We start from the raw sequence: 25,423 nt of genomic DNA on the forward strand, positions 1-25,423 counted from the left end.
GTGCGGATCGACGTCGTCACGATCTTCCCGGAGTTCTTCGGCGTCCTCGACGTCTCATTGCTCGGCAAGGCCAGGGCCGGCGGCATCCTCGACGTGCAGGTCCATGACCTTCGTTCCTGGACCACCGACCGACACCGCACCGTCGACGACACCCCGTACGGCGGCGGTGCCGGCATGGTCATGAAGCCCGAGCCGTGGGGTCTGGCGCTCGACGAGCTCCTGCGCCCCGACGGCTCGTCGACGCTCGTCGTGCCGACCCCCGCCGGTGCGCCCTTCCGCCAGGCGACGGCCCGCGAGCTCGCCGAACACGAGCACCTGGTGTTCGCGTGCGGGCGCTACGAGGGGATCGATGCGCGCGTGACGACGTGGGCGTCGTCCCGGGCCGATGTCCGCGAGGTCTCGCTCGGCGACTACGTCCTGAACGGCGGCGAGGTCGCGGCGATGGCGATCGTCGAGGCCGTCGGACGCCTGGTCCCCGGTGTCGTCGGCAACCCCGCGTCGCTCGACGAGGAGTCCCACGAGGACGGCCTCCTCGAGTACCCGAGCTACACGAAGCCCGCGTCGTGGCGCGGTCTCGACGTCCCCGAGGTGCTCCTCAGCGGGCATCATGGCAGGATCGCGGAGTGGCGGCACGCGGAGCAGGTCGACCGCACGCGCCGTGTCCGTCCGGACCTGCTCGGCGAGTAGTCGACCCCGCTCCCGTTCCCGTTCCGCAAAACACCACCTTGGCGCCATCGCGCAGGGGTATTTCCCTGCGCCGTCCGGTCTTCCTGGTGTTTTGCGGGACCGGGGGCGGGGGTGGCGCCGGGCTCAGCGCTCGGCGGCCCGGAGCGTCAGGACCTCTGGCCCCTGCTCCGTCACAGCGATGGTGTGCTCCACATGCGCAGCCCGCGAGCCGTCCACGCTCCGCAGTGTCCAACCGTCCGGGTCCTGGACCAGCTCGTCGGTGCCGTCCATCAGCCACGGCTCGATCGCCATCACGAGTCCGGGCCGCAGCGGGAGACCACGACCGGCCCGTCCGTCGTTCGGCACGTGCGGGTCGCCGTGCATCGTCCGCCCGACCCCGTGCCCGCCGAACTGCAGGTTGACCGAGTAGCCGGCGTCCTTGGCCACGGTGCCGATCGCGTGCGAGACCGCCCCGAGCTTCTTGCCGGGACGGGCCATCCCGATGCCGGCCTCGAGTGCTGCGGTCACGGTGGCGATCAGCCGCTGCGAGACGTCGTCCGGGGTCCCGACCTGCACCGAGACGGCGGAGTCCGCCACCCAGCCGTCGACACTCGCGGCGAAGTCGAGGGTCACCAGGTCGCCGTCCTGCAGGACGTAGTCGAACGGCAGGCCGTGCAGCGCGGCGTCGTTCACCGAGATGCAGAGGTTCTTGCCGAACGGCATCGCGCCGAACGACGGGTGGTAGTCGACGTAGCAGCTCTCCGCGCCGCGCTCGGCGATCAGGCGCGCGGCCAGACGATCGAGGTCGAGCAGGTTCACACCGACGTCCACCGACTCGAGGAGGGCATCGAGGACATCGGCGACGAACCGTCCGGCGACGCGGAGGCCGTCGAGTTCGCTCGGGGTGCGGAGTTCGATCATGCACCCATCCTGCCCGGTGCATCCGGTGCTCCGCACCAGGGGCGGTGGGCGGCGCGGTCGGCCCGCGCCGTTCCTCCAGTCTGTCCGGCTGGCGTGGCACGCCGAGATGTGGCAACATTGGACGCTGTGCCCTGGAGCGGTTCTGCCACGGGGGAGCCGCCATCTGCGGGGCACGGCCGGTCCATCGGACCGACACCCACTTCCTCCAACCGATCAGCGACCGACCCGTGTGCGGGCGCAGAGAGTGACACATCATGAGCCAGCTCCTCGACAAGGTGGACGCATCGTCCCTCCGGACCGACGTCCCCGCGTTCCGCGCCGGTGACACCGTCAGGGTCCACGTCAACATCATCGAAGGCACGCGCTCGCGCGTCCAGGTCTTCCAGGGCGTCGTCATCGGCCGCCAGGGCCACGGCATCGGCGAGACCTTCACGGTCCGCAAGGTCAGCTTCCAGGTCGGCGTCGAGCGCAAGTTCCCGGTGCACTCCCCGGTGATCGACCACATCGAGCTCGTCACCCGCGGTGACGTCCGTCGCGCGAAGCTCTACTACCTCCGCGAACTCCGTGGCAAGAAGGCGAAGATCAAGGAGAAGCGCGACGCGTAAGCTGTCGTCTCTCGCAGCGAGGCGCCGCGCGCCGACCTGCAACCAGGGCCCCCCGTCCATGTACCGTGTACATGATGGGGGGCCCTGGCTCGTCCAGCCGCCCCGTGTGCAGGACGTCCCCGACGACCGGCCGCGACACCAGAGGATGATCCGCACGGCATGACCGACTCGACTGCACACGACGGTTCGACCGCACACGACGAGGATCGTCGTCCGAGGCCGACGAAGAAGCGGAACGGCGCTCTCCTCTTCCTGCGGGACCTCGTGATCATCTTCATCGCCGCACTCCTCGTGTCCTTCCTCGTGAAGACCTTCCTGATCCGGTCGTTCTACATCCCGTCGGAGTCGATGGAGAGCACCCTGGTCGTCAACGACCGGGTGATCGTCAACGAGCTCGTGCCGAACGTCGTACACCTGCACCACGGGGACGTCGTCGTGTTCAAGGACCCGGGCGGATGGCTCGACGGCGAGCAGCTCCCCGCGAACGTGGCACCCACGTCGCCGATCGGCAAGGCGGCCGACTGGCTCCTGACGCAGATCGGCCTCGGCACGTCGGACAGCAACGACCACCTCATCAAGCGGGTCATCGGTCTCCCCGGCGACACGGTGACGTGCTGCAACGACTTCGGCCAGATGTCGGTGAACGGGGTGCCCCTGAAGGAGCCGTACACCAAGCTGCCGCCGGGGGAGACGCGCGCCTCCGGGACCGACTTCTCGGTGACCGTGCCGGCGAACTCGATCTGGGTGATGGGCGACAACCGGTACGACTCGAAGGACTCGCGGTACAACACCGAGACGCCGTCCAAGGGGTTCGTGCCGATGGCGGACGTCGTCGGGCGCGCGTTCGTCATCTCGTGGCCGACGTCGCGCTGGACATGGCTCGACGACTACCCCGACGTGTTCGCGGGTGTGGAGCAGCGCGACCAGTGAGCGCGACGGAGGGTGGCCCGATGGCGGCAGCAGCGGTGGTCGGCGCTGCGGCTGCCGGGCCCGCTCCCGCTCCCGCTCCCGCTCCCGCTCCCGCGGCCGCTGCTGCTCCCGCTCCCGCACCCGCGGCCGCTGCTGCGGACGGGGTCGGACTGGAGGCACGGCGCGCGACGACGACGTCGGCGCGTGTCCGGAAGGGGCCGGTCCGACCGACACTCCGATGGGAGAAGGCGCTGCTGGCCGAGGGGCGGGTCACGGTGATCGGGTGCGACGAGGTCGGCCGCGGTGCGATCGCCGGTCCGGTCGCCGTCGGTGTCGCGGCGGTGACCATCGACATCGGTCGTGTCCCTGCCGGGCTGGCGGACTCGAAGCTCCTGACACCCGCCCGCCGCGAGGCCCTCGTCCCGCACGTCGAGGCGTGGGCGACGACCGCGGTCGGCATGGCGTCGGCCGGTGTCGTCGACCAGGACGGGATCATGGTCGCACTCGGGCTCGCAGGATCACGGGCGATCGACGCCCTCGTCGCTGCCGGGGTGTCGCTCGACGGTGCGGTCGTGGTGCTCGACGGTTCGTACGACTGGTTGACCTCGGCGCTCCGCGATCCGCTCGACGTGATGGTCCGGGTCAAGGCCGACCGGGACTGCGCCTCGGTGGCGGCGGCGTCCGTCGTCGCGAAGGTGCGCCGTGACGCCGTGATGGTCCGCGCGCACGATGCGGCACCGCACTACGCGTGGAACTCGAACAAGGGCTACGGTTCGACCGCGCACTACGACGGGATCCGGCGGAACGGTCCGCACGGCCTGCACCGCACGACCTGGCTGCACCCCCGCGAGGACGAGTCGAGCAGCGCGGCATCGACGGATGGCGGCGGTCGCATCGCGCCGTAGGATGGTGCCGCAATGGATGACGAAGACTTCGACGACTACGACCGAGAGGTCGAGCTCGCGCTCTACCGCGAGTACCGCGACGTCGTGTCGCAGTTCCGCTACGTGGTCGAGACCGAGCGGCGCTTCTACCTCGCGAACGAGGTCGATCTGACGCGGCGGGACACCGAGCACGACTTCTACTTCGAACTGACCATGAGCGATGTGTGGGTGTGGGACGTCTACCGCTCGGACCGTTTCGTGAAGTCCGTGCGTGTGCTGACGTTCAAGGACGTCAACGTCGAGGAACTCACGAGTCGAGAACTCGAGCTGCCCAAGGAATTGGCGCTCGACGAGTGAATTGAACGGCCGATCCGCGCGGTATTCCCGCTGTCGTTCCGGTCTTTGCATTCTTCTTGTTATCATCGGTGTGCGGCATCGAATCGATCGTGTGAATCGATCGGGTTCGGTGGCGAATCCGCATCCCCCACGAACACAAGGAGCCGAACATGGCACAGAAGGTGACCGTCCAGCTCGTCGACGACCTCGACGATTCCCCCATCGAGTCGGGCTCGGGCCGGACCGTCGAATTCGCGTTCGACGGAGCGAACTACGAGATCGACCTGTCGAACGACAATGTCGACAAGTTCCGCGAGACGCTCTCCGACTACGTCGCCGCGGCGCGCAAGGTCGGTGCTCGTCGCTCGACCGGTGGCGCGCCCCGTACGGCTCCGAAGCGTGGGAACTCCGAGGAACTCGGCAAGATCCGCGAGTGGGCCCAGGAGAACGGCCACCAGGTCTCGAGCCGTGGCCGCATCTCGACCGCGGTGCAGGAAGCCTACGCAGCGGCACACTGATGCTCTCTCCGTGATCGACGATCACGGACACACCACGAACGGCGGCGCTCCAGACGGGGCGTCGCCGTTCGTCGTTCCTCGTCCTGCACATTCTTCTGATCGGAGCGTTCATCCACAGACCTTCGCCGGGTGTGCGGACGATCCTCCCGATGACGGCACGCTCGTCATCGGGAGGAATGATGAGTGAACATCCATCAGGAAATGCAGCGGTGCGGCCGCGCAACATCGAGATCGGTCGGCGGGGTGAGGAGATCGCCGCGAACTGGCTCGTGGCACGGGGCATGCGGATCCTCGAACGCAACTGGCGATGTCGAGACGGCGAGGTCGACATCGTCGCTCTCGACTCCGACGTCGTGGTGCTCGTCGAGGTCAAGACCAGGACCGGGCCGGTCGGCGGCCATCCGTTCGAGGCGATCACGCCCCGGAAGGTCGCCCGGCTCCGGCGGCTCGCCGTCCGGTGGTGCGCCGAGTACCCGAGCGCGGGTCCTCGTCGGATCCGGCTCGACGCCGTCGCGGTCCACCTGCACGACGACGCCGAGCAGGTCGAGCACATCGTGGGCCTGGTGTGAGCGGCATCGGGCGCACCTCCGCGATCGCGCTCCTCGGCATCGCGGGTCGGCGCATCGAGGTCGAGGCGCACCTCTCGAGCCAGCTGCCGAGCTTCAGCATCATCGGGCTCCCCGACACCTCCCTCGCCGAGGCACGCGAGCGGGTGCGATCGGCGGCTGCGAACGCCGGGAGCGCGCTGCCCGCCCGCAAGATCATCGTGAACCTGACCCCCGCGTCGGTCCCGAAGCACGGGTCGGGATTCGACCTCGCCATCGCGATCGCGGTGTTCGCGGCCGCCGGCGTGGTGCGTCCGGACCTCGCCGACGTCGTGCACATCGGCGAACTCGGGCTCGACGGCCGGGTCCGTCCGGTGCCCGGGGTCATCCCGATGCTGGTCGCCGCGCGGGACGCAGGAGCGGTCCGCGCGGCGGTCCCGGCCGGCAACCTGCGCGAGGCGTCGACGGTCCCGGGGATCCGCATCGACCCGGTGGTCACGCTCGCCGACGCGGCGGTCCTCGCCGGGGCCGACCTGCCGGCCGTGCAGGCCGCGGTCGTGGAATCACCCGCGGCACCGCGAGCAGCGGTGCTCGACGCCGAGCTCGCCGACGTCGTCGGCAACGACCTCGCCGTCCGAGCGCTGGTCGTCGCCGCCGCCGGTGGGCACCACATGCTGCTCCTCGGTCCACCGGGAGCCGGCAAGACCATGCTCGCGGAGCGACTCCCGGGACTCCTGCCCGACCTCGACAGTGCGTCGGCGCTCGAGGCCGCGGCGGTCCGGTCCGTCGCGGGCCTCGGTGCCGAGTCGTGGACAAGTCGGCCGCCGTGGGAGAGCCCGCACCACTCATCGAGTGCCGTCGCCCTGATCGGTGGCGGGTCGCGGATGATCACCCCGGGGGCGGTGTCCCGTGCCGGTCACGGCGTGCTCTTCCTCGACGAGGCGACCGAGTTCCCGCGCACGGTCCTCGACATGCTCCGACAACCGCTGGAGTCCGGTGTCGTCACGATCCACCGAGCGGCAGGACGCGCGGAGTTCCCGGCGCGGTTCCAACTCGTCCTCGCCGCGAACCCGTGTCCGTGCGGGAACGCCGGTTTCGACGACCTGGCGTGCACCTGTCCGCCGACCGTCGTCCGCCGGTACCTCGCGCGGCTCTCCGGGCCGCTGCTCGACCGCATCGACATCCGGTTCGCGGTGCCGCGGGTCACGCCGGCCCGGATCCGGGCGGCGGAGACACCGATCACCTCGGCACAGGCGCGGAGCGCGGTCACCGCCGCGCGGGCACGGATGCGGGAGCGGTGGCGGGACACCCCGTGGCGTCTCAACGCCCACGTGTCGGGCACGCACCTGCGTCGGCGTGCCTTCGCCCCGAGCGCGGACGCCGCAGCGGTCCTCGACCGAGGGCTGGAGCTCGGCACGCTCACCATGCGCGGGCACGACCGTGTCGTTCGCCTCGCCTGGACGATCGCCGACCTCGAGGCAGCGCCGCGTCCGACGCTCGAGCACGTCCGACAAGCGCTCGCGCTGCGGAGCGCGTTGTGAGTGGGCACGTCGTCCCCGGTGGTCGGGGCGCGGTGGGTCAGGGCATCGGGCCGATCGAGGATCCGGCGGTGCGGGCGCGACTCGCCTGGTCGGCGATCACCGAGCCGGGGGACGGCGTCGCCGGGATGCTCGTGGCCCGACTCGGCACCGAGGCGGCGCTCGAGGTCGTGCGCGCTGCTCTCGAGGCCGACGCCCGGGCGGATCGGGTCGCCGTGCTGGACCGCCGTGTCGAGATGCTCGACGATCCGCGCGCGACGGGGGATGACGACCTCCGCGGCGGGTTCGAGGCCGGACTCCGCCGATGGGGTCCTCGCGTGCGGGCCATCGACGTCGACCGGGACCTCCGTGCCGCAGCGCAGGTCGGAGCACGGCTGCTCGTACCGGGGACTCCCGGATGGCCGGTGGGACTCGACGATCTCGGCCCGCACGCGCCGCTGCTCCTGTGGGTCCGCGCCGGCCCCGAGGTCGACCTCGCGGCGGTGTTCGGACCCGGGATCGCACTGGTCGGGTCGCGCGCGAACACCGTCTACGGCGCCGAAGTGACGGCCGAGCTCGCATCGGCCTCCGCTGACGCCGGGCTCTGCGTGGTGTCAGGGGGTGCGTACGGCGTCGACGCCGTCGCGCACCGAGTCGCCCTGGCGGCCAGGACCCCGACCGTCGCTGCGCTCGCGGGCGGCATCGACCAGCTCTACCCCGCGGGGAACACCGAGCTGCTGCGCCGTGTCGCGTCGGGCGGCGCGATCGTCGCCGAGTCGCCACCGGGGACCCGGCCCTCTCGGTGGCGGTTCCTGCAGCGGAACCGCATGATCGCCGCACTCGCCGGTGCTGTCGTCGTGGTGGAGGCCGGCGCGCGGTCCGGTGCGCTCAACACCGCCCACCACGCGGCCCAGCTCGGCAGACCGGTCGCCGCGGTCCCCGGGCCGATCACCGCGTCCTCGTCGGCAGGGTGCCATCGTCTCGTCGCGGAGGGCCGCGCGTCACTGCTCGTCCGGTGCTCGGACGTCGTGGCGTTGGTCCGACCGGACGACGCTGCCGACGTCCAGCCGAGGCTCGCCGCGGTCCACGACGACCCGACGATGCTCCGTGTGCTCGACGCCCTGGGACTCAGGCAGGGGGTGCCGGTCGACGAGGTCGCCCGGCGGGCGGGACTGGCGGTCACGGAGACGCTCGACACCCTCGCGCTCGCCGAACTCGTCGGACGCGCCGAGCACACGTCGTCGGGGTGGCGGACGGCGACGTCGTGACGCGACCGTACGCTTGCTCGCATGACCGAGACCGCGCCGGAGGACGCCCGGCTCAGCCGGGCGGTCGGGGTGTTCCTCGACGACCTGCAGCACGCGCGGGGACTGAGCTCGCAGACGGTCCGCGCGTACTCCGCGGACCTCGAGGGGCTGCTCGTCTTCGTCGGTTCGCGGGGTGTGGGCACGACCGCCGGCCTGAGCCTCGACCTGCTCCGAGACTGGCTCTGGGACGCGACCGAGCGGGGCCTCGCTCGGAACACCATCGCGCGGCGCGCCTCGTCCGTCCGGGCATTCACCCGGTGGGCGAGCGAGCGTGGCGCGATGCCGACCGACCCCGGCGCGCGCCTCAGGACGCCGAAGGCCGCTGCGCATCTGCCGCGGGTCGTCGGTGCCGACGCGGTGCGCGAGATCCTGGACGGACTCGACGACCGGGCGGAGGGCGGTGCCCCGTCCGCGCTCCGAGATCGAGCCGTGGTCGAACTGCTGTACGCGTCCGCGCTCCGCGTGAGCGAGCTCGTCGGCATCGACGTGGGCGACGTCGACCGAACCAGGCTCACGGTGCGGGTGCTCGGGAAGGGTGGCCGGGAGCGCGTCGTCCCCTTCGGTGTCCCTGCGCACGACGCCCTCGGGGCATGGCTCGACGCCGGACGCCCCGTGCTCCTCGAGCGCGCGTCGGCCCCCGGGCCCGGGCAGGCGATGTTCCTCGGCGATCGCGGTGCTCGACTCGGGGTCCGGAGCGTCTACCGGACCATCGCGCGTGTCCTCGACGGCAACCCCGGGCAGGGGCCGCGTGGACCGCACACGTTCCGGCACACCGCCGCGACGCACCTGCTCGACGGCGGGGCCGACCTCCGAGCGGTGCAGGAGCTCCTGGGGCACGCCAGCCTCGGCACGACGCAGATCTACACGCACGTCTCCTCGACGCGACTCCGCGAGGTCTACCGGACGGCCCACCCGCGCGCCTGACCCACCGACCCGTCGATCCTCGGGGCGGGTGCCCACCGCCGCAGCCGACATGACGTCGGGGTCGGGGTCGGGGTCGGGTTCGGGTTCGAGTTCGGGTTCGGCGTTGGTCTGTCCCTCGCAGAGGCATGTCCGGACCACCGGGAGGGCCGCGTCACCCGATGGGGAGGAGCACCGGCCACGCCGGCGTCCCGAGGTACGGGCGCGGGTCGACGTACCGATCATCGATCCGCGCGCCGAGATGCAGGCACGGTGCCGAGGCCGGACAGTGCCCGACCGTCACGGTGCCGACGCCCTGGCCACGCACGACGGAGTCTCCGGCTCCGACGGTCGGAGCGACCGAGTCGATCGTGCTGACCAGTCCGCCGCCGTGGTCGATGGTGACGACACCCCGCCCGGCCACCTGACCGGCGAACGCGACGTGCCCGTCGGCCGGCGCGAGGGCAGGACCGCCGATCGTCGCCGCGACGTCGAGACCGCGGTGGCCCGGACCGTAGTCGTTCGCCGGCGGCTCGAACGGGCGGAGCACGACCCGTGACCCGGTCGGCCAGGCCCACCGACCCTCGACCGTCACGGGGGTGCTGCCGACGGCCGCGTCCCGGGCGAGCGGACGGACGCCGCCGATCGAACCGTCGTGACGACCGCCACCGTGCCCCGCGTCCCAGCCGCCGCCACCGACCATGACAGCCAGCACCGTCAGTGCACCCGCGGTGCGTCGCGCCACCCGGAAACCCCATCTGAGCGCCCATGCGCCGACCCTCCGTCGCATCACCCCTCCCTCCGCTCACCGTCCAGGTTCGCGGGTCCGGACGTGAGCGGCGGCGGAGGCGACCTGTCCTGTGGACGGGTGCCGGGCCTCCCGTCCGGTGGAGGACAGGGCGACCCGACGCCACGCGGGCGACCCGACGCCACGCGTGCGACGCGCCCCACCCGCCCGCACCGGCGCCACCCGCCCGCCGAACGCGCCCGCGGAATGCGCCCGGCCGCGCGGGGGAGTACGGTGGGCGTCGCTCCGGACACAGCATCGCCGCACGGACGGCGATCAGCCGACCTCGGAGCACCGTGCACGACGCTCATCATCGCGCGCACGACGGCGGGACGAAGGAGCATCGTGACCACAGCGAAGGCCGGGCAGCAGCCCGACAAGGCGTTCAAGGGGAAGGTCACGGCGTTCGCGATCGCGGCGGCCGTCGGCGGGTTCCTCTTCGGGTTCGACTCGTCGGTGATCAACGGTGCCGAGAAGGCGATCACCACCCAGTTCAGCCTGTCCGCAGGTGGCAGCGGCTTCGCCGTCGCGAGCGCACTCATCGGGTGTGCCTTCGGCGCGTTCTTCGCCGGGCGCATCGCGGACCGCGTGGGCCGCACCCGCGTGATGTTCATCGCGGCGATCCTCTTCTTTGTCAGCTCGGTGCTCGTGGCGTTCTCGTTCGGCACCGTCGACTTCATCATCTGGCGCCTCGTCGGCGGGCTCGGCATCGGTACCGCATCGGTCATCGCTCCGGCCTACATCTCCGAGGTCTCGCCGAAGGGCATCCGCGGTCGCCTGGCGTCGTTCCAGCAGCTCGCGATCACGCTCGGCATCTTCGCCGCCCTCCTGTCCGACCAGCTGGTCGCGACGGGTGCGGGCGGTGACGCCTCGAACGACTTCTGGGGTCTCGAGGCCTGGCGTTGGATGTTCCTCGTCGGCGTCATCCCCGCGGTGGTCTACGGCGTGCTCGCGCTGATCCTGCCCGAGTCGCCGCGGTACCTGGCGGCGAAGGGTCGCAAGGAGGACGCTCGAGAGGTCCTCACCAAGATCGTCCCGAGTGACACCGTCGACATCTCGCTGGATGAGATCGAGGACGGCCTGCGCCGCGAGGAACACCAGGAGAAGGGCTCGATCCGCGGCAACCGCTTCGGCCTCCAGCCCATCGTCTGGGTCGGCATCATCCTCGCCGTGCTCCAGCAGTTCGTCGGCATCAACGTGATCTTCTACTACTCGACGACGCTCTGGCAGGCCGTGGGCTTCAAGGCCTCCGACTCCTTCCTCATCTCGACGATCTCGTCGGTGATCAACGTCGTCGTGACCTTCGTCGCGATCTTCCTCGTCGACAAGGTCGGCCGCCGCCCGCTGCTGATCAGCGGCTCCGCGGGGATGTTCATCTCGCTGCTCATGGTCGCGATCGCCTTCAGCCAGTCGGTCCCCGGCGCGAACGGCGACCCGTCCCTGCCGGGCGCGTGGGGCACCATCGCCCTGGTCTTCGCGAACCTGTTCGTCGTGTCGTTCGGTGCGACCTGGGGCCCGCTCATGTGGGTGCTCCTCGGCGAGATGTTCCCGAACAAGATCCGTGCGACCGCCCTCGGCATCGGTTCGGCCGCGAACTGGGTGGCGAACTTCATCGTCACGATCACCTTCCCGGCCCTCTCGCAGTTCAACCTCACGGTCACCTACGGCATCTACGCGCTCTTCGCCCTCATCTCGTTCTTCTTCATCCTCGCGAAGATCCCGGAGACCAAGGGCCGCTCCCTCGAGGAGATGGGCGTCACCGAGGACGGCGCGACGGTCAAGGCCTAGCCGCTCCCTCGCGACGCGCGGAACCACCGGACGGGAGGCACGGTGCAGGGGAGCAGATCCGCTCACCGGCACCGTGCCTCCCGTCCGCTTGTCCGCCCCGCAGGGGTGCTAGCATTGGCGCAGCAGCGCGCTGAGCGCTGACTTCGCGTGCCCATCCACCCGCGGTGTCCTCCGGACGCCGGCGGGTGTGGCGCTCCCGACCATCGGTCCCTGTCATCAGGGCGGTCGCGTGCCAGGGCACCAGGGATCGTGGTCGCCGACCACATCGACAAACCGCAAACCGCACACGTCGTGCCCGTTCCGGGCGCGCCTGTGCTGAGAACAGGAGAACGGCCATGGCCGTCGTCACCATCCGCCAGCTGCTCGACAGCGGCGTGCACTTCGGGCACCAGACCCGCCGGTGGAACCCGAAAGTCAAGCGCTTCATCCTCGCCGAGCGCTCGGGCATCCACATCATCGACCTGCAGCAGTCGCTGTCCTACATCGACCGCGCCTACGACTTCGTCAAGGAGACCGTCGCCCACGGTGGCACGATCCTCTTCGTCGGCACCAAGAAGCAGGCGCAGAACTCGATCGCCGAGCAGGCGACCCGTGTCGGCCAGCCGTACGTCAACCAGCGTTGGCTCGGTGGGCTCCTCACGAACTTCCAGACGGTCTCCAAGCGCCTCCAGCGCATGAAGGAGCTCGAGGAGATCGACTTCGACGACACCACGAAGGGCTTCACCAAGAAGGAGCTCCTCATCAAGAAGCGCGAGCTGGACAAGCTCCACAAGACCCTCGGTGGTATCCGCAACCTCACGCGGACCCCGAGCGCGCTCTGGATCGTCGACACCAAGAAGGAGCACCTCGCGATCGACGAGGCGCAGAAGCTCGGCATCCCGGTCATCGCGATCCTCGACACGAACTGCGACCCGGACGAGATCACCTACCCGATCCCGGGCAACGACGACGCGATCCGCTCCGTCGGTCTGCTCACGCGCATCGTCGCCGACGCCGCCGCGGAGGGCCTGACGGTCCGCCACCAGGGCAGCCCCGAGGAGCCCGCAGAGCCCCTCGCCGACTGGGAGAAGGAGCTGCTCGGCAGCTCCGAGACCCCGGCCGCCGACGCAGCTCCGGCTGCCGACGCAGCGCCGGCCGCCGACGCAGCGCCCGCCGACGCAGCCCCGGCCGCCGACGCAGCGCCCGCCGACGCAGCCCCGGCTGCCGAGGTCGAGGTCCCGGTCGAGGAGAACGACGCGGACGCCCAGGTCGCTGCGAAGGAGATCGGCGAGCCGGTCGAGGACAAGAACGCAGAGCCGACGGCCGAGGCCGCCGCCGCTGCGGAGACCACCCCCGCCGAATAGGCACCAGCACCGCGACGGAGGCGTCGGATCATCTCCGGCGCCTCCGTCGCGGCGCACCCCCCAGACAGCAATCCACGCGAAGTCCAGAAAGGACCCACAGTCATGGCCAACTACAGCGCCGCTGACGTGAAGACCCTGCGTGACCGCCTCGGTGCGGGCATGCTCGACAGCAAGAACGCGCTCGTCGAGGCAGACGGCGACATCGAGAAGGCCATCGAGATCCTCCGGGTCAAGGGCCTCAAGGGTGTCGCGAAGCGCGAGGGCCGTGCGACGACCGCCGGTCTCGTGACCGCCGCCGCGACCGACTCCGCCGCGACGCTCATCGAGCTCGCGAGCGAGACCGACTTCGTCGCGAAGAACGACCGCTTCGTCGCGCTCGCCTCCGAGGTCCTCGGTGCCGTGCAGTCCGCCGATGCAGCCGACGTCGCCGCGGGGAACGCCGCCGACGTCGACGGGCAGAGCGTGTCGGACTTCATCAACGACAACGCCGCACTGCTCGGCGAGAAGGTCGAACTCCGCACGGTCACCCGTGTCGAGGGCTCGAACTTCGCGATCTACCTGCACAAGACGAGCCAGGACCTGCCCCCGCAGGTCGGCGTCGTCGTCGCCTTCGCCGGTGACGACACCGAGACGGCCCGCTCGATCGCGCAGCACATCGCGTTCGCGGACCCGAAGTACCTCGCCCGCGAGGACGTCCCCGAGTCCGACGTCGCGCGCGAGCGTGCGATCGTCGAGGAGACCACGCGTGCCGAGGGCAAGCCGGAGGCCGCGCTCCCGAAGATCATCGAGGGGCGCCTCACCGGCTTCTTCAAGGAGATCGCGCTGCTCGAGCAGGGCTACGCCAAGGACCCGAAGCTGACGGTGGCCAAGGTCGCCGAGGCCGCGGGCATCACGATCGAGGGCTTCGCCCGCATCAAGGTCGGCGCCTAAGCAGCACATGAGCGGGGTCCGGAACCATCAGGTTCCGGACCCCGTCGTCATGCCCGGAGCTGGTCACCGCTCCGGCGACGACGTGGCCCGGCGGCGACCCGCGGGGCTGTAGATTCCTCTCCAGACTGTTCGACGAAGGGTGCCCCACATGACCGACGAGAAGACCGGACGACGACGGGTCCTGCTGAAGCTCTCGGGGGAGGCCTTCGGAGCCGGCTCGCTGGGTGTCAACCCCGACGTGATCGGCGCGATCGCCCGGGAGATCGCCGAGGCGGCACGCGAGGTCGAGGTCGCGATCGTCGTCGGCGGCGGGAACTTCTTCCGCGGTGCCGAACTGAGCCAGCGCGGCATGGACCGCGGCCGTGCGGACTACATGGGCATGCTCGGAACGGTGATGAACGCGCTCGCGCTCCAGGACTTCCTCGAGCAGGCCGGGGCGGCGACCCGCGTGCAGTCGGCAATCTCGATGACCCAGGTCGCCGAGCCGTACATCCCGCGGCGTGCCGCGCGACACCTGGAGAAGGGCCGCATCGTGATCTTCGGTGCCGGCGCAGGGCTGCCGTACTTCTCGACCGACACGGTCGCCGCGCAGCGCGCCCTCGAGATCGGCGCGCAGGAGGTCCTCGTCGCCAAGAACGGCGTCGACGGCGTCTACTCGGCCGACCCGAAGAAGGACCCGACCGCCGAGAAGCTGCACCACGTCACCTACCAGGACGCGCTCCTCCGCGGGCTGAAGGTCGTCGACGCGACCGCCTTCAGCCTCTGCATGGACAACGGCATGCCGATGCACGTCTTCGGCATGGAGGGCGACGGGAACGTCGCCGCCGCCATCCGCGGGGAGCGGATCGGCACCGTCGTCAGCAACTGACGGTCGCCGGCCGCCGGAGCCGGCACCGTCCGGACTGGAGGGACGGTGCCAGCCCGCACCGTGCCTCCCGTCCGTCATCCGGTCGCCGACCGTCAGGTCGCGTCGGCGCGCCCCACTAGACTCGATCCGTACCGAAGGAGAACCACCGTGATCAGTGATGTCCTGACCGAGGCCACCGAGAAGATGGCACGAGCCGTCGACGTGGCCAAGGACGACTTCTCGACCGTCCGGACGGGCCGCATCAACGCGGCGCTGTTCCAGAAGATCCCGGTCGAGTACTACGGGTCGCCCACCCCCCTCGCGCAGATCGCGTCGCTCCAGACGCCCGAGGCCCGCACCCTCATCGTGACGCCCTACGACAAGACGGCGCTCAAGGAGATCGAGCGTGCGATCGCGACGTTCCCGAACCTCGGCGCGAGCCCCACGAACGACGGCGAGATCGTCCGCGTGACGATCCCCGAGCTCACCCAGGACCGCCGCAAGGAGTACGTCAAGATCGTCAAGGGCAAGGGTGAGGACCACCGCGTGGTGATCCGGAACATCCGGCGCAAGGCGAAGGACGACCTCGACGCGTTGAAGGGCGAGATCTCGGATGACGAGATCTCCCGCGCCGACAAGGAGCTCGAGGCACAGACCAAGAAGTTCGTCGACCAGATCGACGACGCCCTGAAGAAGAAGGAAGCCGAACTCCTCGAGGTCTGATGGATCAGCCAGATCTGATGGACCAGCCCGAGGGGGACCGGCCCGGCCAGGGTGACGGTGCCACGTCGGAGCAGTCCGCTCGCACTGCCCCCGGGGCTGGGCCGCGGACCGCGCGGGAACGGCGAGCGGACTTCGATGCTCGGGCGCGCGCCGCACGGACGGACTTCGAGACGCAGCTCCGACAGCGGCGTGCCGAGATGGAGGCGCGCAACCAGCGATTGACCGCTCGGACCGGTCGGAACCTGCCGGCTGCCATCGGGATCGCCCTGGCGTTCGCCGCGGTGATGCTCGGGAGCCAGCTCGCGTACAAGCCGTCCTTCATGGTCGTCGCGGCGTTCCTCATCGGTGTGGGCGTGTACGAGCTCGCGAGTGCGATGCGGTTCGGGGGTCGTGACGTCCCCCGGATCCCGAGTGTCATCGCCGGTGTTGCGATCGTGCCCGCGGCGTACTTCGGGGGACCGGAGGCCGCGCTCGTCGTCCTGCTCGGGGGTGTCGTGCTCATCGCTGCGTGGCGAGCCGTGGAGTTCCTCGGCACGACGCCGAGACTGACGGTGGCGAGCCTCGGACAGGACGTCGCGGCGGGGCTCTTCGTGCAGCTGTACGTGACCCTGCTCGGCGTCTGCACGGTGCTCCTCACCGCGCTCCCGGACGGCAACCTCTGGGTGATCGGGTTCGTGGTGGTCGTCGTGGCGGTGGACACCGGCGCGTACGCCACCGGGCTGAACTTCGGCAAGCACCCGATGGCGCCCCGGATCTCACCCAAGAAGACCTGGGAGGGCTTCGCGGGCTCGGTGACGGCCGCGCTCATCGCCGGCGTGCTGATCTCGTGGCTGATGCTCGGCCAGGCGTGGTGGTTCGGGCTGGTCCTCGGCGTGCTCATCACGCTGTCCGCGACGCTCGGCGACCTCACCGAGTCGCTCATCAAGCGAGACCTCGGCATCAAGGACATCTCGACCTTCCTGCCGGGTCACGGCGGCATGCTCGACCGCATCGACAGCGTGCTCCCGTCGGCGGCCGTGGCGTACGTGCTGTACCTCGTCGTGCACTGACACCCGTCCACCCTGCTGCGCGTCCGCATCGCTCGTCCCCGGACGGTTTCGCAGGTCGTCTGCGGGTCCTCAGGGGTGTCGACGCCCGGGCGGTGGCACAATGGCGCCGTGCCTTCGACATTCCCGACCGTTGACCGCTCGACCCTCGGCTACGACCCCGACGAGGTCGAACGCTTCCTCGAGGACGCCCGACGCGCGTACACCGCGTCCGATGCCGACGACCTCGGTGCCGGCAAGATCCGCGCGACCGCGTTCAGCATGCGGAAGGGCGGGTACTCGACCCAGCACGTCGACGCGGCACTCGAACGGCTCGAGGACGCCTTCGCCGCGCGTGAACGCGACCGCGAGCTGCAGTCGCGCGGGCAGAAGGCCTGGTACGCCGAGGCGCGCACCAAGGCGTCCGACATCGTCGCGCGCCTCGATCGTCCGGACGGTCAGCGTTTCGCGAGGAACGGGTTCCTGTCGGTCGGGTACCACCCGAAGGACGTCGACGCGTTCGCCGGACGGCTGCGCGGCTACTTCCACGACGGCAAGCCGCTGAGCCTCACCGAGGTCCGGGCGATCGTGTTCCGCCCGAAGCACGGCGGCTACCGCGAAGGCCAGGTCGACGCGGTGCTCGACGCCGTCGTGGACGTCATGCTCGCCGTCCGGTAGGACGTTCCGCGCAGTCACCGGACACGCATACCGTCCGAATGCTTCGGTTTCCGTGATCCTTCCGTTACCCTGGTCAGACTCATGGGTAGGCACAGCGCAGAACCACGTAGCGTCCGCACTCCGGTGACCGCAGCGACCGACATCGTCGGTGCCGGTCTCACGGAGCACACAGCGACCCCGTCCGACCACGGACCCGGCGAGCGACGGGCGGCCATCGGTCGACCCCGTGGTCTCGCGCCGGTGTCCGTCGCCGCGAGTCGCGTCTCCGACACGAGCGTCTCGGAGATCGTCGCCGCGGCGATCGCGCCCGCCCCGGTCGTCAAGCCGGCCGCAGCGCGCATCAGCCGTCAGCAGCGTCGCGCCGCCGCCGCGTCACGCCCCGCGAACCGTGCGACGGCACCGCGGCTGACCGGCACGGCGCTCATCCGCCGCCGTGCGACGATCCCCGCGCTGTCGTTCTTCGCCGTCTTCGGGTTCGTCGGCGGCTCGCTGGTGAACCCGCTCCAGGGTGCCGACATGGCATCCGCGGCAGTCGTGGCCCCGCCGCTCCAGAAGGTCGGCCCCGCGCAGGCGTACACCGCCCACGGCACGTACGCGGACGCGGTGGACCGCGACGGCTACGGCGTCACGAAGCCTGCCCCGGTCGTCGTGCCGACCCCGGCACCGACCGCCGAGGCCACCACCGGTACGACCGCTGCGACCGCCAAGACGGCGAGCACCGCGAAGACCACCGGCGGCGCAGCAGCACCGTCTGCGGGCACCCCCGACCCCGGCAGCGCGAAGGCGATCGCCCTCGACATGGTGACCGCGCGCGGCTGGGGAGCCGACCAGTACAACTGCCTCGTCTCCCTGTGGAACAAGGAGTCGGGCTGGAACGTGTACGCGTACAACCCGTCTGGTGCCTACGGCATCCCGCAGTCGCTGCCCGGCTCGAAGATGGCGTCCGCGGGTGCGGACTGGCAGACCAACCCGGCGACGCAGATCACCTGGGGACTCAACTACATCACCGGTGTGTACGGCACGCCGTGCGGTGCGTGGGGTCACAGCGTCTCCTACAACTGGTATTGATCGGCAGTGCCGCGGAGCAACCGGCCTCGCGGTCATCGGCGTGAGGACGAGGACGACGAGTCCGGCCTGACCCGCATGATGAGCGGGTGGAAGCGGACCGAGGTCCGACGGGGTCTCGAGTACACCGTGCAGCCCGTGGGTGTGACCGCGGCGGCCAAGGAGTACATCTGCCCCGGGTGCACCCAGGTCATCCAGCCCGGTGTCGCCCACGTCGTGGTGTGGCGGGCGGACGGCGTCCTCGGCGACGCGGCCGACCTCGCTGCCCGTCGGCACTGGCACAACCACTGCTGGAGCATCGCGTGACCGACGCCGCCGTGGACGAGATCCGGAGCAGCACCGTCCTCCCCGCACGTCGGACCGAGTTCGAGCTCGTCACGGACGACCACCTCACGCTCGTCGGTGAGCTCGCCGAGCCGCTCGACGGACCCGCACGCGGCACGATCGTCACCCTCCACCCATTGCCGACGGCGCACGGGTTCATGGACTCGCACGTGCTCAAGAAGGCCGCCGCGCGACTGCCGGCCCTCGCGGGCATCGCCGTCTCCCGGTTCAACTTCCGGTCGGTCACCTCGCCGCGAGGTACCTCCGAGGGTTCGTTCGGCGACGGCGAGAGCGAGGGATTCGACCTCCGGGCCGCCGTGCAGGACATCGAGGCACGCGGGCTGCCGAAGCCGTGGCTCGTCGGCTGGTCGTTCGGGACCGAGGTGATCCTGAAGCACGCGCTCGAGCACGTCGAGCGCGGTGCCGTGGCGGGCGTGGTGCTCCTCTCGCCTCCGCTCCGCCGGACGACAGACGAGGAGCTCGTCCGCTGGCGCGGCGTGACCGTGCCGGTCGTGGCGCTCGTGCCGGAGTTCGACGACTTCCTGCGGCCGGACGCTGCCGTCGCGCAGTTCGCCGCCGTACCCGAGGTGCAGGTCGTCCCGGTCGCGGGGGCAAAGCACCTCTGGGTGGGGGAGAAGTACGTGCGGATCGTGCTCGACGCGATCGCCGACCTCGTCGTCCCCGGGTCAGCCCCGCTGCCGACCGAGTGGGACCACACCGCCTGACACCCCGTGCGGGTCGGCGTCAGTGCCGTTCAGTGTCGGAGCCGGTCAGTCGGTGGCTGTTGGGTCCACCGCGTGGGAGAGCACCCCGCGGAGGTTCTCGAGGTACCCGGCGACCGCCTCCCGTTCCATCCGGATGGCTGCGAGTCGGTCCTCGGCGTCCGCGAGGAGCCGCTCGGTGCGCGCCTCGGCGTCGCTGACGAGGGCGTGCGCACGGTCCTGGGCCGCACGGACCGTCTGCTGCGCGGTTTCCTCAGCGGTCTGGGTCCGTTCCCGGGCACCGTCCCTCGACTCGCGGTCGAGACGGTCGGCCTCCGATCGGGCATCGGCCGCGCGGCGGACGGCGTCGGCGAGCTGCAGGTTCGCCTCGTCGAGGTACCGCTGGGTCTCGGTGACCGTGTCGTGGTGCTTCTGGAGGTAGTCCTGCTCCGCTTCGTCGCGGCGGCCGGCGAGCTCGGACTCCAGGGCGGTCCGAGCCGCGTCCCGCTCGCGGACGATCGCCGCGCGTGCCTCGTCGAGGTCTCGCGCGTGGTCGGCGCGGTCACGATCGATCTCGGCACGCAGGGCGATCCGCTCGGCCTCGAGAGCACCGAGCTCCGCGCTCCGGCGGTCGGCGACCTCGGTGTCGAGCTCGGCGTGTTCGGCCTCCCGACGCTCGGCGATCTCGGTCTCGTGGGCCTCGAGCGCGCGTCGGGCGTCGGCCTCTGCGTCGGCGCGTTCGCGGCTGAGGCGCTCTCGCTGCTCGACGGACTCGCGGTCGAGCCGTTCGGCGGTCTCGGCGACGAGGCGCTCGTTCTCTGCGCGGGTCTGCTCGACGTCGACGGCGACCTCGGCGCGGGCGGACTCGACCTCCCGCGCGAGTGCGCTGCGGCCGGCGCTGCGTTCCTGCTCCCACGCGGCACGGGCGCTCGCGAGCTCCTGGTCGAGGGCGGACCTCGACTCGGCGAGTTCCCGGTCCCACGCGGCGCGGTCAGCACCGAGCTCGGCGTCGAGGTCGTCGCGCGCGTCCCCGAGCTCGGCGTCGAGGTCGGCGCGACGGCTCGCGACCTCGGCCTCGAGTGCGGCGCGTCCGACCGTGAGCTCGCGCGCGAGACCGTCCTGTCCGGCCGCGAGGGTCCGGTCCCAGTCGTCACGGGCGGCGGCGAGCTCACGATCGAGTGTGTCGTGCCCCTCGGTGGTGGCGCGGTCGAGTTCGGCGGTGCGGCGCTCGTGCTCGACGTCGAACACGCTCCGGCGGTGCTCGGTGTCGCGGTCGAGGGCTGCGGCGGCCTGGCGTGCGTCGGCGGACTCCTGCTCGGCGACCTCGCGCAGCTCGGCGACCTCCCGCTCCACGGCCGCGCGGAGTGCGGCGGCCTCGCGGATGCTCACCGACCGGGTCTCGGCAGCCTCGGTGACGGCTGCCCCGCGGATCGCCGCGGCCTCGTTCCTCGCGTCCTGCAGCGCGAGACCGACCTCGCTCCGCGCACGCTCGATGGTGTCGGCCGACTCGGCACGGGCACGGGCGAGCTCGTTGGTGGCCCGGAGCCTGGAGTCGTCGAGGGTCGCACTCGCCTCCGCCTGCGAGGTGCGGGCGAGTCGAGCAGCTTCGGCCTGGCTCGTGGCGCGGACCCGCTCGGCGTCGATGTCCGCCTGGCTGATCAGTCGGGTGGACTGTTCCTCGGCGACGCGCAGGGTGGTCTCGAGGCGCGTGCCGAGTCCGCTGTACGTGGGAGCACCCGCCTCGTCGAGCTCGCCCTGCAGGTCGTCGACGTGTGACTGCAGCTGCCGGAGCTCGCGGGCAGCCTCCGCGCGGTCGTTGTTCGACTTGATGAGTTCGCGCCGCAGCTGGCTGAGCGCCCGGTCGACGTCGTCCTTGCGGTAGCCCCGCAGTTCGGTCCCGAACTCTGCCTCGTCGTTCGCCACGATCTCGCTCCTGCACCTGGTCGTCGGGGCGGTCGTCGCCCGCGTCGAGTGTACTGGGAGGGTGGTTCCGGGCTTCCTGAGCGCGGGCCGCAGCCGCTGTGCCACCGGGGATGCGCCTCCCAGCGTGTGTGGTTAGGCTGAACAGTCGTTTCGAGCGCCCGTCAGCCGACGGTGTGCCGGGCCTGCAACCGCTCGAGAGGGCATCGCGCCGCACCCCACGCTGGCGCGGAAGGAGAGTATCCGTGCGTTTCGTCCTGGCGATCGTCAGCTTCGTCATCGGCGTCGTGCTCGTCGGCCTCGGAGTCGGTCAGCGAACGATCTTCGCGCCCCCGACGACCACCGTCGCCGCGACCGCGGGTTCGTCGACGGCCGGGGTGACGATCATCCCGAGTGCCACGCTCGACGCGAACGCCGGGAACCAGCGCATCCGCGTCACCGGCGGGTCGGACCTCTTCGTGGCCTACGGGAACTCCTCGGACGTCTCGGCGTGGGTCGGGTCGGCGAAGCACCAGACCCTGCGGTACGACGCCGAGGCCACGTCGCTCCGGGCCCGGACCACCGGCAGCGCCGGAACGGTCCCTGACCCCTCCGGCAGCGACCTCTGGGCGGCCGAGTACCAGGGCGACCAGGCGCGCGACTTCACCGTCCGGCTCCCGGCCGGCACGTCCCTCCTCATCGTGTCCGGCGACGGCTCCAGCGCCGTCTCCAGCGTCTCCATCACCTGGCCGCGGGACAGCGCGACGCCGCTCGTGGGCCCGCTGCTGACCGCCGGTGGGTTCTTCGTGGCGCTGGGGATCGCGTTCTACGTGTGGGCGCTCCTGCACCAGCGCCGGCTCCGCGGTCCGCGTCGTCGGAGCGGTGGCGGACGTCCGCCCCGTGTGCGCGGGTCGCGCCGTGCCGCCGCAGCCGGTGCACAGGTGCCGGTCCGCGGACGCGCCGGGCGGCGCGGGCGGCGGATGGTCGCCGTCGTGCCCGTCCTCGTGGTCGCGAGCCTGGCCCTCGCCGGGTGCTCCGCCGAGTACTGGCCGCAGGGCACCGATCCGAGCGTCAGTCCGACCCCGACGGCGTCGTCCACGGGCGGCGCGGCAGCCGACACGGCCGAGCCGACGGCCGCCACCGCGCCGCAGATCAAGCGGATCGTGCAGCGGATCTCCGAGGTCGCCACGAAGGCCGACGCCGACAAGGACGCCGACCTCGCCGCGACGCGGTTCTCCGGGGCGGCACTCGACCTGCGGAAGGCCAACTACACGATCCGCGGCTCGGACGCCGACGTGCAGGCGCCCCCGGCGATCCCGTCGGGGTCCGTGACCGTCGCCGTCCCGCAGCAGACCGACACGTGGCCGCGGACGGTGTTCGTGGTGGTATCCGACAGCTCCGACGCGGACGCGGCCCCGCAGGCGCTGACGCTCGTGCAGGAGTCCGCGCGCGACCAGTACAAGGTCGCCTACGACGTCGCCCTCGAGGCCGGTGCGCAGTTCACCGACGTGCCCCCGGTGACGATCGGTGCCGCCCAGCTGTCGCCGGACGTGAAGCTCCTGAAGCTCCAGCCAGGCCAGCTCGCAGCTGCGTACGCGGACATCCTCGCGAAGGACTCCGAGAGCCAGTACGCCGACGTGTTCTCGACCGACGGGGACGACCTCCGGTCGAAGATCGGCAAGTCGTACAAGGACTCCAAGGCCTCGAGCCTGCAGGACGCGAACATCGCGTTCTCGTCGGAGATCCCGGAGGACGGCAGCATCGCCCTCGCCACGAACACGGCTGGTGCCCTGGTGTCGACGACCCTGAACGAGATCGAGAAGGTCACGCCGAAGGAGGACGGCGCCGAGGTCAACACCGAGGGTGCCGTCAAGGCGCTGTCCGGGGTCGGCACGAGCAAGAAGGGCATCTCGGCGAAGTACGGCGTCCAGCTGCTCTTCTACGTGCCGCCGGTCGGTGCGAAGTCCAAGATAGAACTGCTCGGGTTCACTCAGGGCCTGATCGCTGCAAGTGAGGTGCAATGAGCAACGTCCCCCCGACCCCAGCCCCGATCCCGATGGGTCTCCGCGGAGCGGTCGACCTGTCGTCCCTCGTGAACCGTCCGCCGACCGATGCTCCGGTGCACGCACACCCGGGCGCGGACGACCAGCCCGACGCCGCGACGATGACTCTCGACTCGGTGATCGTCGACGTCACCGATGCGTCCTTCCAGGACGTCCTGCAGCTGTCGATGACCGTGCCGGTCATCGTCGACCTGTGGGCCGAGTGGTGCGGCCCGTGCAAGCAGCTCTCCCCGGTGCTCGAGAAGATCACCCGTGAGTACGCCGGTCGGATCGTCCTGGCCAAGGTCGACGTCGACACGAACCCCCAGCTCGCGCAGGCGTTCCAGGCGCAGTCGATCCCGACCGTCGCCGCCGTGGTCGGCGGACGCCCCCTCGGCCTCTTCGTCGGGGCGCTCCCGGAGGCCGAGGTGCGCGACGTCTTCGAGCAGGTCCTGCAGGTCGCCGAGCAGCAGGGCGTCTCCGGCCGGATCGACGTCACGAACGCCGCCGGTGCCGACGACACGGCTGACGCCGAGGCCGTCGAACCCGAGCCCGAGCCGCTGCCGCCGCACCACCAGGAGGCGTACGACGCCATCGAGCGCGGCGACTTCGCCGCCGCGATCGCCGAGTACAAGACCGCGATCCTGCAGGACCCGCACGACCAGATGGCCGTCGCGGGGCTCGCGCAGGTCTCGCTCCTCGATCGGCTCGACGGGCGGACCGCGGACGAGCTCCGCGCGGCTGCTGCCGACGCACCGGAGGACGTGCAGGCGCAGATGGGGGTCGCCGACCTCGACATCAGCGGGGGCCACGTCGAGGACGCCTTCTCCCGCCTGCTCGAGGTGTTCCCGACGGTGTTCGGCGAGGACCGCGATGCGCTCCGCGCGCGGCTCGTGGAGTACTTCGAGCTCGTCGGCGGCGACGACGCTCGGGTCGTCGCGGCGCGACGCCGGCTGACGATGCTGCTGTACTGACGACGGACGCGTCGGCGCACGTCGCGGACGCGACCGGTCTTCGTCCTGGAGGCGCGGTGCCAGCTGGCACCGCGCCTCCAGTGCGTTCCGTGCCGCCATCCCCACCGCCACCGGCGTTGCGGAGCAGACTGGAGACTCGCCCCTCGCAGAAAGCAGTCACCACCATGTCAGCGTTGACAGTCCTCTTCATCGGCGGGACCGGCATCATCAGCTCGGCCGCCGCCGTCCGAGCCGTCGAGCTCGGGCACCGGCTCACCGTGCTGAACCGCGGTTCGTCGTCGACCCGCCCCGTGCCGGACGGCGTCGAGGTGCTCACGGGCGACGTGTCCGACCCGGCCAGTGTCCGCGCCGCGATAGGCGACCGGTCCTTCGACGTCGTGGTCGACTTCGTCGCCTTCACCCCGGACCAGGTGCGGGCGGACATCGACCTGTTCACCGGCCGCACTGCGCAGTACGTGTTCATCAGCTCGGCATCGGCGTACCAGAAGCCCGTCGCGTCGCTGCCGATCCGCGAGTCGACCCCCCTCCGGAACCCGTGGTGGCAGTACTCACGCGACAAGATCGCCTGCGAGGACGTGCTCGTCGGCGCCCACCGTGACGCCGGGTTCCCCGTGACGATCGTCCGACCGTCGCACACGTACGACCGCACCTCGATCCCGCTCACGGGTGGCTGGACGGCCGTCGACCGGATGCGTCGCGGACTCGAGGTCGTCGTGCCCGGGGACGGCACCTCGCTCTGGACGCTGACGCACCACGCGGACTTCGCGCGGGCGTTCGTCGGGCTGCTCGGGCTCCCGGCGGCCGTGGGCGACACCGTGCACATCACCTCGGACGAGGCACTGCCCTGGGACCAGATCACCCGGACCCTCGCGGCCGCCGCCGGTGTCGACGAACCGCGTCTCGTGCACGTCGCGAGCGAGAGCGTCGCGACGGTCGTGCCGGAGTGGGGCCCCGGGATCCTCGGCGACAAGGCGCACTCCGTGGTGTTCGACAACACCCACGTGAAGACGCTCGTGCCGGGATGGACGGCGACGACCCCGTGGTCGACGGGCGCGCGCGAGATCGTGGAGTGGTTCGACGCGGAGCCCGGGCGCGCGGTCGTCGACCCGGACGAGGACGCCGCGTTCGAGCGGCTGCTGGAACGCGCGCGGGCGTTCGACGCGTAGGCCATTGCCCGCTGCACCTCCGC

The 25,423-nt window shown here is 71.1% G+C and carries 26 protein-coding genes; 23 read left to right on the forward strand and 3 right to left on the reverse strand.

The window, feature by feature from the left end; all coding sequences use genetic code 11:
• Positions 1-687, forward strand: coding sequence for a tRNA (guanosine(37)-N1)-methyltransferase TrmD (trmD, locus tag ASF23_RS16145; RefSeq protein WP_055956229.1), 687 nt, complete (start codon positions 1-3; stop codon positions 685-687).
• A gap of 123 nt (positions 688-810) precedes the next feature.
• On the opposite strand, the gene map is transcribed toward trmD, so the two are convergent.
• Complete coding sequence (map, locus tag ASF23_RS16150; protein WP_055956053.1) at positions 811-1,587, reverse strand: type I methionyl aminopeptidase; 777 nt, start codon at positions 1,585-1,587, stop codon at positions 811-813.
• 254 nt (positions 1,588-1,841) lie between these two features.
• Between map and rplS the strand changes: the two genes are divergently transcribed.
• From rplS to ASF23_RS16195, 9 genes are all read left to right on the forward strand, one after another.
• Positions 1,842-2,192, forward strand: a complete 351-nt coding sequence (gene rplS / locus ASF23_RS16155) for a 50S ribosomal protein L19 (protein WP_055956056.1) — start codon at positions 1,842-1,844, stop codon at positions 2,190-2,192.
• A gap of 159 nt (positions 2,193-2,351) precedes the next feature.
• Complete coding sequence (lepB, locus tag ASF23_RS16160; RefSeq protein WP_055956059.1) at positions 2,352-3,122, forward strand: signal peptidase I; 771 nt, start codon at positions 2,352-2,354, stop codon at positions 3,120-3,122.
• Positions 3,123-3,142: 20 nt separating this feature from the next.
• Positions 3,143-4,006, forward strand: a complete 864-nt coding sequence (locus ASF23_RS16165; protein ID WP_082474274.1) for a ribonuclease HII — start codon at positions 3,143-3,145, stop codon at positions 4,004-4,006.
• A 12-nt stretch (positions 4,007-4,018) separates the two neighbouring features.
• Complete coding sequence (locus ASF23_RS16170; protein WP_055956062.1) at positions 4,019-4,342, forward strand: DUF2469 family protein; 324 nt, start codon at positions 4,019-4,021, stop codon at positions 4,340-4,342.
• Positions 4,343-4,491: 149 nt separating this feature from the next.
• Positions 4,492-4,839, forward strand: a complete 348-nt coding sequence (locus tag ASF23_RS16175) for a histone-like nucleoid-structuring protein Lsr2 (protein ID WP_055956065.1) — start codon at positions 4,492-4,494, stop codon at positions 4,837-4,839.
• Between the two features lie 209 nt (positions 4,840-5,048).
• Entirely contained in the window at positions 5,049-5,408 is a 360-nt protein-coding gene (locus ASF23_RS16180; protein ID WP_055956068.1) for a YraN family protein, read from the forward strand.
• Positions 5,405-6,925: a YifB family Mg chelatase-like AAA ATPase gene (locus ASF23_RS16185; protein ID WP_082474258.1), complete on the forward strand. Its 1,521-nt coding sequence runs from the start codon at positions 5,405-5,407 to the stop codon at positions 6,923-6,925. The genes ASF23_RS16180 and ASF23_RS16185 overlap by 4 nt, the downstream gene beginning before the upstream one ends.
• Positions 6,922-8,169 (forward strand): DNA-processing protein DprA, encoded by a 1,248-nt coding sequence (gene dprA, locus ASF23_RS16190; RefSeq protein WP_082474259.1) that lies wholly within the window; start codon positions 6,922-6,924, stop codon positions 8,167-8,169. The genes ASF23_RS16185 and dprA overlap by 4 nt, the downstream gene beginning before the upstream one ends.
• 21 nt (positions 8,170-8,190) lie before the next feature.
• Entirely contained in the window at positions 8,191-9,132 is a 942-nt protein-coding gene (locus ASF23_RS16195) for a tyrosine recombinase XerC (protein ID WP_055956074.1), read from the forward strand.
• 151 nt (positions 9,133-9,283) lie between these two features.
• Here the strand turns inward: ASF23_RS16195 and ASF23_RS16200 are convergent, their stop codons facing one another.
• The gene (locus ASF23_RS16200; protein ID WP_200919387.1) at positions 9,284-9,853 is read right to left on the reverse strand and encodes a murein hydrolase activator EnvC family protein; all 570 of its coding nucleotides are present in this window, start codon (positions 9,851-9,853) and stop codon (positions 9,284-9,286) included.
• Positions 9,854-10,240: 387 nt separating this feature from the next.
• On the opposite strand from ASF23_RS16200, the gene ASF23_RS16205 reads away from it, so the two are divergent.
• The 10 genes from ASF23_RS16205 to ASF23_RS16250 all read left to right on the forward strand — a co-directional run bounded on the left by ASF23_RS16205 (position 10,241) and on the right by ASF23_RS16250 (position 19,343).
• Complete coding sequence (locus tag ASF23_RS16205) at positions 10,241-11,683, forward strand: sugar porter family MFS transporter (RefSeq protein WP_055956237.1); 1,443 nt, start codon at positions 10,241-10,243, stop codon at positions 11,681-11,683.
• A gap of 335 nt (positions 11,684-12,018) precedes the next feature.
• Positions 12,019-13,026, forward strand: coding sequence for a 30S ribosomal protein S2 (gene rpsB, locus ASF23_RS16210; protein ID WP_055956077.1), 1,008 nt, complete (start codon positions 12,019-12,021; stop codon positions 13,024-13,026).
• Positions 13,027-13,128: 102 nt separating this feature from the next.
• On the forward strand, positions 13,129-13,956 hold the full coding sequence (gene tsf / locus ASF23_RS16215; protein WP_055956081.1) for a translation elongation factor Ts: 828 nt from the start codon (positions 13,129-13,131) through the stop codon (positions 13,954-13,956).
• Between the two features lie 148 nt (positions 13,957-14,104).
• Positions 14,105-14,824, forward strand: a complete 720-nt coding sequence (gene pyrH, locus ASF23_RS16220; RefSeq protein ID WP_055956084.1) for a UMP kinase — start codon at positions 14,105-14,107, stop codon at positions 14,822-14,824.
• A 147-nt stretch (positions 14,825-14,971) separates the two neighbouring features.
• Positions 14,972-15,526: a ribosome recycling factor gene (gene frr, locus ASF23_RS16225; protein ID WP_055956087.1), complete on the forward strand. Its 555-nt coding sequence runs from the start codon at positions 14,972-14,974 to the stop codon at positions 15,524-15,526.
• Positions 15,527-15,543: 17 nt separating this feature from the next.
• Positions 15,544-16,575 carry a phosphatidate cytidylyltransferase gene (locus tag ASF23_RS16230; protein WP_082474261.1) on the forward strand — a complete coding sequence of 344 codons (1,032 nt, stop codon included), beginning with the start codon at positions 15,544-15,546 and terminating at the stop codon, positions 16,573-16,575.
• Positions 16,576-16,683: 108 nt separating this feature from the next.
• The gene (locus tag ASF23_RS16235) at positions 16,684-17,229 is read left to right on the forward strand and encodes a DivIVA domain-containing protein (RefSeq protein ID WP_055956090.1); all 546 of its coding nucleotides are present in this window, start codon (positions 16,684-16,686) and stop codon (positions 17,227-17,229) included.
• A 123-nt stretch (positions 17,230-17,352) separates the two neighbouring features.
• The gene (locus ASF23_RS16240) at positions 17,353-18,297 is read left to right on the forward strand and encodes a transglycosylase SLT domain-containing protein (RefSeq protein WP_326999020.1); all 945 of its coding nucleotides are present in this window, start codon (positions 17,353-17,355) and stop codon (positions 18,295-18,297) included.
• A 6-nt stretch (positions 18,298-18,303) separates the two neighbouring features.
• Complete coding sequence (locus ASF23_RS16245; protein ID WP_055956093.1) at positions 18,304-18,600, forward strand: hypothetical protein; 297 nt, start codon at positions 18,304-18,306, stop codon at positions 18,598-18,600.
• Positions 18,597-19,343, forward strand: coding sequence for an alpha/beta hydrolase (locus tag ASF23_RS16250; RefSeq protein WP_055956095.1), 747 nt, complete (start codon positions 18,597-18,599; stop codon positions 19,341-19,343). Before ASF23_RS16245 ends, ASF23_RS16250 begins: the two co-directional genes overlap by 4 nt.
• 45 nt (positions 19,344-19,388) lie before the next feature.
• Here the strand turns inward: ASF23_RS16250 and ASF23_RS16255 are convergent, their stop codons facing one another.
• Entirely contained in the window at positions 19,389-21,242 is a 1,854-nt protein-coding gene (locus ASF23_RS16255) for a hypothetical protein (RefSeq protein ID WP_055956099.1), read from the reverse strand.
• Positions 21,243-21,484: 242 nt separating this feature from the next.
• On the opposite strand from ASF23_RS16255, the gene ASF23_RS16260 reads away from it, so the two are divergent.
• From ASF23_RS16260 to ASF23_RS16270, 3 genes are all read left to right on the forward strand, one after another.
• Positions 21,485-23,242: a hypothetical protein gene (locus ASF23_RS16260; protein WP_055956102.1), complete on the forward strand. Its 1,758-nt coding sequence runs from the start codon at positions 21,485-21,487 to the stop codon at positions 23,240-23,242.
• Positions 23,239-24,234, forward strand: coding sequence for a tetratricopeptide repeat protein (locus ASF23_RS16265; protein ID WP_055956106.1), 996 nt, complete (start codon positions 23,239-23,241; stop codon positions 24,232-24,234). Before ASF23_RS16260 ends, ASF23_RS16265 begins: the two co-directional genes overlap by 4 nt.
• A gap of 164 nt (positions 24,235-24,398) precedes the next feature.
• Positions 24,399-25,400 carry an SDR family oxidoreductase gene (locus ASF23_RS16270; protein WP_055956110.1) on the forward strand — a complete coding sequence of 334 codons (1,002 nt, stop codon included), beginning with the start codon at positions 24,399-24,401 and terminating at the stop codon, positions 25,398-25,400.
• The last annotated feature ends 23 nt before the right edge of the window (positions 25,401-25,423 follow it).

This window comes from Curtobacterium sp. Leaf261 (assembly GCF_001422205.1).
In the GTDB taxonomy this organism is placed as follows: Bacteria; Actinomycetota; Actinomycetes; order Actinomycetales; family Microbacteriaceae; genus Curtobacterium.